This window comes from Intrasporangium sp. (assembly GCF_032907665.1).
GTDB lineage: Bacteria > Actinomycetota > Actinomycetes > Actinomycetales > Dermatophilaceae > Intrasporangium.
In genome coordinates this window covers 1-6,216 of sequence record NZ_JAJJPG010000171.1, presented here as the reverse complement: position 1 = coordinate 6,216, position 6,216 = coordinate 1, and the positions used below count along the sequence as shown (strand labels likewise).

The following is a 6,216-nucleotide window of genomic DNA, read 5'->3' as shown; positions in this document are numbered from 1 at the left end:
GGGCCGTTCTCGTGTGGCGGAGGCGGCGGGATTTGAACCCGCGAGAGGTTTTATCCTCAACCCGCTTAGCAGGCGGGCGCACTAGGCCACTATGCGACGCCTCCACGCGCATGCGTCCGGGAAACAGACACACGAGCGTGCACAGGCTACCGGGGTGGCGGTTCCCGGGCCAAAACGGGGTCCGGTGCCAACCTTCCCCGGGTTCGGAACGTCCTCACAGATGGACAGTGCAGAATGTTGTCGCGCCCCCGCGCGCCCCCTGCCCGAGAGGAACCCATGGACGACCAGCCGATCCGGCGACCTGCCTCGGGCGGGGGCCGCAGGTCGCTGCGTCGCGAGCTGTCGGCCGGCTTCCGGCGCGCGCTCGGCCTCACGGCTCTCAGCACGCTCCTTCCGGGTGCCGGCCTCACCCGGACGCGCAGTCGCGCCGTTGGCTGGGCCCTGGTGATCACGTTCCTCGCCGGCGTCGCCGCGCTGGCCTACCTCGTGGCCACGCGTGGGCTGACCAACGTCGGCCTGCTCATCGCCAGCAACACGCGCTACCTGCTCCTGCTCACCATCGTCCTCGCCGTGGGCGGCTTCGTCTGGTGCGGCTCGATCATCGCGACGGCCGTTCAGGCTCGGCCGCGGCGCCTTGACCGGGCCCGCACCCGGTCCCTGGCCATCTTCACCACGCTCATGGTCGCGCTCGTGGGCGGCACCGCCTACAAGGGGGCGGAGTTCGCGCTCATCGGCCGCGACACCGTCGACGTGATCTTCAAGGCCTCCGGCCTCAAGCCCGGCGACGGCGCCAAGGTCGTCAACGAGCCGGACGTCGACCCGTGGCGAGACACCCCCCGCGTCAACATTCTGCTGCTCGGCTCGGACGCCGGCGTCGGCCGGGACGGCACGCGGACCGACTCGATGATCGTCGCGAGCACCGATACCAGGACCGGGCGCACCGTGCTCATCTCCCTGCCGCGCAACCTCCAGCGGGTCCCCCTGCCGGAGACGAGCAAGCTGCGCGACTGGTGGCCGAGCGGGGTCTACGGCGACCCGCGGTGCCCCCGCCAGGAGCGGGACCCCAACGACCCGTGCATGCTCAACGCGATCTGGTCCGAGGTCGACCAGTACCGCGAGGAGCACCCCGAGGCCTACCCCGGCGACGAGGCTCCGGGCAGGTCCGAGACCCGTGACGTCATCGGGGAGGTCCTCGGCCTCGAGATCGACCACACCGTCGTCGTGGACCTCGAGGGTTTCCGGGAGCTGATCAACGCCATGGGGGGCGTCACCATCAACGTCAAGCTCGGCGGCTACGACGGCAAGCAGCCGCTCCCCTACGGCTCGCAGAACCCCGACGGCAGCTACGCCCACTACTTCGACACACCAGGCCCCATGAAGATGAACGGCTACCAGGCGCTCTGGTACGCCCGCTCGCGGGCCGCGGACGACGACTACAACCGGATGTCGCGCCAGCGTTGCGTCGTGCAGGCCGTCGTCGACCAGGTGAGCCCCACGTCGATGCTCGCCAAGTACGCAGACGTCGCCCGCATCGCCCGCGAGAACATCTACACCGACATCCCCGCCGAGAACCTGTCCGCGTTCGTCGAGCTGGTCCAGCGCATCCAGAGGGCAGGATCCTTCGTCAGCCTGGGCATCGACCCGAACCACGGGATCAACACCGGCAACCCCGACTACGAGGAGATCCGCAAGCTCGTCCAGAAGGCCATCGACCCACCCAAGCCGAAGCCCCAGCCCAGCAGCACGAGCACGCCGAAGCCCGGCAGCACGTCGCCGACCACGCCCAAGCCGGCCACGACCACGACCGCTCCTGCCGAGGTCGACCCCTGCCTCTGAGCGTGGCCCCGTGCTCCTGGGGACACGACGCACCGGACCGCCGGTCGACAGTGCACAATGTTGGGGCTGCCTCCACCAGCCGATGATCGAGGGGACCACATGACCGTGCACCGCGACGGGCGCGTCACTGCGCCCGCGGGACGCGGTTCCGTTCGACGACAGCTGCGCAGGGGCTACCGACGCTGCATGCGTCTGATCGTGCTCGGAACGGCCGTGCCGGGCGCGGGTCTCATCCGGACCCGGGCGAAGAAGGTCGGCTGGATGATCTTGGCCGTGTTCCTCCTGAGCATCGGGGCGGTGGCCTATGTCCTGTCCACGCGTGGTGTGAAGGGCCTCGGCCTCTACGTTCTCGGCCACCCCGACCTGCTGCAGATCGCCGGTGTCGCCCTCGCGGCTGCTGGGCTGGTGTGGTGCGGGTCGATCGTCGCGACCGCCGTCGCCGCCCGCCCGGAGTGGCTCGACCGGTCGCGGACCCGCGTGCTCGCCGTCCTCACCACCCTCATGGTCGCCCTCGTCGGCACCGGCATGTACAAGGGGGCCGAGGCCGCCCTGATCGCCAAGGACACCATTGCCGGGGTCTTCCGGGCGCAGCCGCTGGCCGCAGGGCACGGCGCCAAGGTGGTCAATGAGCCGGACGTCGACCCGTGGCGGGACACCCCCCGCGTCAACATCCTGCTCATGGGGTCCGACGCGGGGATCGGGCGCACCGGCACCCGACCTGACTCGATGATCGTGGCGAGCATCGACACGCGGACTGGTCGCACCGTCCTCATCTCGGTGCCCCGCAACTTCGAGTGGGCGCCGCTGCCCGAGGACAGCCCGTTGCGCGAGCTGTGGCCCGAGGGCACGTACGGCGGCAGCCATGACGCACCGAACTGTCCCCGAAAGGCGGCCGACCCGGCCGACCCGTGCGCCATCAACGCGATCTGGACCGAGGTCGAGCAGTTCCGTGAGAGCCATCCGGAGGCCTACCCGGATGACGAGGTGCCCGGGCGCAGCGAGACGCGCGACGTCGTCGGTGAGGTCCTCGGCCTCAAGATCGACCACCTCGTCGTCATCGACCTCAAGGGCTTCACCGAGCTGGTCAACGCCATGGGTGGCGTGGAGGTCAACGTCAAGCTCGGCGGCGTCGACGCCAACATCCCCCTTCCCTACGGGCCGAAGTTCGCCGACGGCACCTACAAGCACTACTTCGACGAGCCGGGGCCCCGGCAGCTCAACGGCTACGAGGCGCTCTGGTACGCCCGCACCCGCGCCGCGGACAGCGACGACCACCGTCAGCAGCGACAGCGATGCGTCGTCCAGGCCGTCGTCGACCAGGTGGATCCCACGACGATGCTCACGAAGTATGCGAGCATCGCCAGGATCCTCAAGGAGAACGTCTACACCGACATCCCCGGGCAGAACCTGCCGGCCTTCGCCGAGCTGGTCGACAGAGTCCAGAAGGCAAAGATCACGAGCCTCGGCTTCTCGGCGAAGAACGGCTTCCCCTACAGCAGCAACCCCGACTATGAGCTCGTGAGGGAGCTCGTGCAGAAGGCCATCACGCCGCCGAAGCCGAAGGCCAAGTCGCAAGGCACCCCCACGACGAGCAAGACGACGCGGCCCAAGCCGACGCCGTCCCCGACGGAAAAGCCGGCCGTCGACGAGTGCGCCTGACCCCTGCACACGAACAGAGCCCCCCGGCCAAGCCGGGGGGCCCTGTCACAAACGACTGTTGGTGTCGCTCGTTGCGTTCGATCCTTGGGATCAGAGAGGACGCACTGCGTCGGCCTGCGGACCCTTCGGACCCTGCGTGACCTCGAACTCGACGCGCTGCGCCTCTTCCAGCGAACGGTAGCCGTTCGTCTGGATCGCCGAGTAGTGGACGAAAACGTCGGGGCCGCCGCCGTCCTGGGCGATGAAACCAAAGCCCTTCTCAGCGTTGAACCACTTGACGGTTCCCTGTGCCATACGGGTAACTCTTTCCTTCTTAGCCCTTGGGTCCACGCACCTCGCGAGGTCCCAGGCTGCCGCTTCTGCCACTCGTCGGGCGAACCCGTCGACGTCGATACCGAAAACCCGTCACCTTGTGGATGACGGGCACCTACTCGACTGCGAGGAACTGCAACTGCAACCGGATCGAACCTAGCACGCTACCGACGGGTCGTCCCCTCGGAAACACAGGCAATTTGTGGGATTCATCCGGAGTCCACCGAGGGGGCCTGTGGCGTCCCTCGTTTCGCATGGACAGGGGGGCGATCTCCTCGGATCGTCGCGACCATGTCCACGACACGGCGGGTGGCTCTGACGTCGTGCGCGCGGAAGACGGTGGCACCGAGCCAAGCCGCGACCGCGGTTGCCGCCAAAGAACCCTCGAGCCGCTCGTCGGGGGGCAGATCGAGGCTCTCGCCGACGAAGTCCTTGCGCGACAGCGCCTGAAGGACGGGGTAGCCCAACGCGGCCACGTCAGCCGTGTGCCGGAGCACCTCGAGGGAGTGCTGGGTCGTCTTGCCGAAGTCCAGTGTCGGGTCGATGAGGATCCGCTCGGGAGGTATGCCGCTGCGCTCGGCCTCGCGGGCACCGCGGGCGAGGGTGGTCACGACGTCGCGCACCACGTCGAGCGGGTCGTCCCCGAAGGTGACGCCGACCGGGTCGGTGCGGGGGGGCAGGCCACCGGTGTGGGAGATGACGTAGCCGGCACCGATCCGCGCAGCGACGTGGACGAGTTCCGGGTCGGCGCCTGCCCACGTGTCATTGACGAGGTCGACCCCGGCCCCACCCGCGGCGAGGGCGACACCCGAGCGCCACGTGTCGAGGCTGAGGATGGCGTCCGGGTGGGTTTCGCGTGCCCAGGCCAGGAAGGGCACGACGCGGCGCATCTCCTCGGACTCGTCGACGGCCTCACCCTCCTGCCCCGCGCGCACGCCTCCCACGTCGATGAGGTCCGCACCGAGCTCGAGGGCCTCCTCGAGCGCGCGCTTCGCGGAGTCCAGCTCGGCGTGTCGGTTGCCGGCGAAGAACGAGTCACGTGTCCGGTTGAGGATCGCCATGACGGCCGGACGGCCGGCATCGAAGGTCCGCCCTCGCAGCACGAGTGGTGGGGTGGTCGGCAGGGAGAGTGGCGCGAGCCCGGCAAGGACCGAGGCGAGGGTCGGGCCAGGGCTCCCGGCGTCGGCGCCGACGGCGGGCTCGTCCTCGGGGGTGGTCACATCTCCGTACCCTACGTGCGGGTCCTGGGCGCTCGCGTGCCGGGAGCGGCCGGCCCCGCGCATTCGGGGCCACTCGACCTGATGGTGCGAGCTCGCCGAGGCAGGCGGTGCGGACGGCGACGGCCTGCACGCCGAGGCAGGCGGTGCGGACGGCGACGGCCTGCACGCCGAGGCAGGCGGTGCGGACGGCGACGGCCTGTCACCTGGATGACAGTGAGGCAGTCACCGAGGCGACAGCCCTCCCCGCCCGAGCAGGAGCAGGCTGAAGACATCAGCGAGAACCTCCACATCCGGGAGTCATCATGAACGTCATCGCCCTCGAGACGCGTCACTCCGCTCACACCTGGGACGTCGAGCCCCGCACCCCGTGGCACGACTGGGCCTGCTGGGTCCCCGGTCGTCACCACGACGAGCTGGTCCCCGCCGCGCGCTTGGGGCGACACGACCCCGATGCCGGCCACCACGCCCAGGTCGCCTGACCTGCGCGCCGAGTGCTCGACGAGTGTCCTGCAGGGCGCGCCGGCGGTCAGGACGCGATGAAACGCCGCAACGCGGCACCATCGACGATCTCCAGCCGGCCGCCGTCGAGCTGCCTGACCCAGCCTCGCCTCACCAGCGCGGCCAGCGCCCGGTTGAGCGACTGCCTCGTCACACCGAGCATGGCCGCCACACCCGACTGGCTCGTCACGAACGTCGTTGTCGGACGGCCGCCTTCACCATCGACGGCCTGCTCGAGGATGAGCTTGCCGAGGCGCCGGGGCAGGTCGAGCAGGACGAGGTCGGCCGTCGTGTCGGTCAGGTGGCGTACCCGGGCAGCGAGCTGCTGGGCGACGTGCCAGGCCGAGACGGGGTTCGCCAGGAGGACGTCACGGACCACGCCACTCGGCACGCTGAGCAGGACCGACGACTCGATGGCGTCGACCGAGGCGGAGCGGGGCTGCTCGTCGACGACGGACAGCTCGCCGATGGTGGCTCCCGGCTCGACGAACGACAACGTCAGCTCGTCGCCCTGGACTGAGTCCCGGAAGACCCTGAGGCGGCCACTGCGAACGAGGAAGAACGTGTCGCTCGGCTCACCCTCGAGGAACAGGACCTGCCCGCGGACCACACGCTGCACGGAGGTCCGCTCGGCGAGGCGCCCGAGGTCTGCGGGATCGAGTCCCGCAAAGAGCTCCACACCTGCCAGTTC

The 6,216-nt window shown here is 69.7% G+C and carries 6 protein-coding genes and 1 tRNA gene; 3 read left to right on the top strand and 4 right to left on the bottom strand.

Features of this window, described 5'->3' with window-relative positions:
- Nucleotides 1-14: 14 nt before the first annotated feature.
- Nucleotides 15-104: transfer RNA gene (locus LOY02_RS17255), tRNA-Ser, on the bottom strand.
- Nucleotides 105-276: 172 nt separating this feature from the next.
- Between LOY02_RS17255 and LOY02_RS17250 the strand changes: the two genes are divergently transcribed.
- Both LOY02_RS17250 and LOY02_RS17245 read left to right on the top strand, forming a co-directional pair.
- Complete coding sequence (locus tag LOY02_RS17250; protein ID WP_317183605.1) at nucleotides 277-1,836, top strand: LCP family protein; 1,560 nt, start codon at nucleotides 277-279, stop codon at nucleotides 1,834-1,836.
- A 186-nt stretch (nucleotides 1,837-2,022) separates the two neighbouring features.
- The gene (locus LOY02_RS17245; RefSeq protein WP_317183604.1) at nucleotides 2,023-3,495 is read left to right on the top strand and encodes an LCP family protein; all 1,473 of its coding nucleotides are present in this window, start codon (nucleotides 2,023-2,025) and stop codon (nucleotides 3,493-3,495) included.
- Nucleotides 3,496-3,585: 90 nt separating this feature from the next.
- Here the strand turns inward: LOY02_RS17245 and LOY02_RS17240 are convergent, their stop codons facing one another.
- On the bottom strand, nucleotides 3,586-3,789 hold the full coding sequence (locus tag LOY02_RS17240) for a cold-shock protein (protein WP_317183603.1): 204 nt from the start codon (nucleotides 3,787-3,789) through the stop codon (nucleotides 3,586-3,588).
- 227 nt (nucleotides 3,790-4,016) lie between these two features.
- On the bottom strand, nucleotides 4,017-4,931 hold the full coding sequence (gene folP / locus LOY02_RS17235; RefSeq protein WP_317183606.1) for a dihydropteroate synthase: 915 nt from the start codon (nucleotides 4,929-4,931) through the stop codon (nucleotides 4,017-4,019).
- 398 nt (nucleotides 4,932-5,329) lie between these two features.
- Between folP and LOY02_RS17230 the strand changes: the two genes are divergently transcribed.
- Nucleotides 5,330-5,506 (top strand): hypothetical protein, encoded by a 177-nt coding sequence (locus tag LOY02_RS17230; RefSeq protein ID WP_317183602.1) that lies wholly within the window; start codon nucleotides 5,330-5,332, stop codon nucleotides 5,504-5,506.
- A 47-nt stretch (nucleotides 5,507-5,553) separates the two neighbouring features.
- On the opposite strand, the gene LOY02_RS17225 is transcribed toward LOY02_RS17230, so the two are convergent.
- On the bottom strand, nucleotides 5,554-6,216 hold a 663-nt coding region (locus tag LOY02_RS17225), incomplete at its 5' end, for a Crp/Fnr family transcriptional regulator (RefSeq protein WP_317183601.1).

What these genes read in the sequence shown, in the direction of transcription:
- LOY02_RS17250 (WP_317183605.1), top strand. Translation starts at nt 277, where the DNA reads ATGGACGACCAGCCGATCCGGCGACCTGCCTCGGGCGGGGGCCGCAGG.
- LOY02_RS17245 (WP_317183604.1), top strand. Translation starts at nt 2,023, where the DNA reads ATGCGTCTGATCGTGCTCGGAACGGCCGTGCCGGGCGCGGGTCTCATC.
- LOY02_RS17240 (WP_317183603.1), bottom strand. Translation starts at nt 3,789, where the DNA reads ATGGCACAGGGAACCGTCAAGTGGTTCAACGCTGAGAAGGGCTTTGGT.
- LOY02_RS17230 (WP_317183602.1), top strand. Translation starts at nt 5,330, where the DNA reads ATGAACGTCATCGCCCTCGAGACGCGTCACTCCGCTCACACCTGGGAC.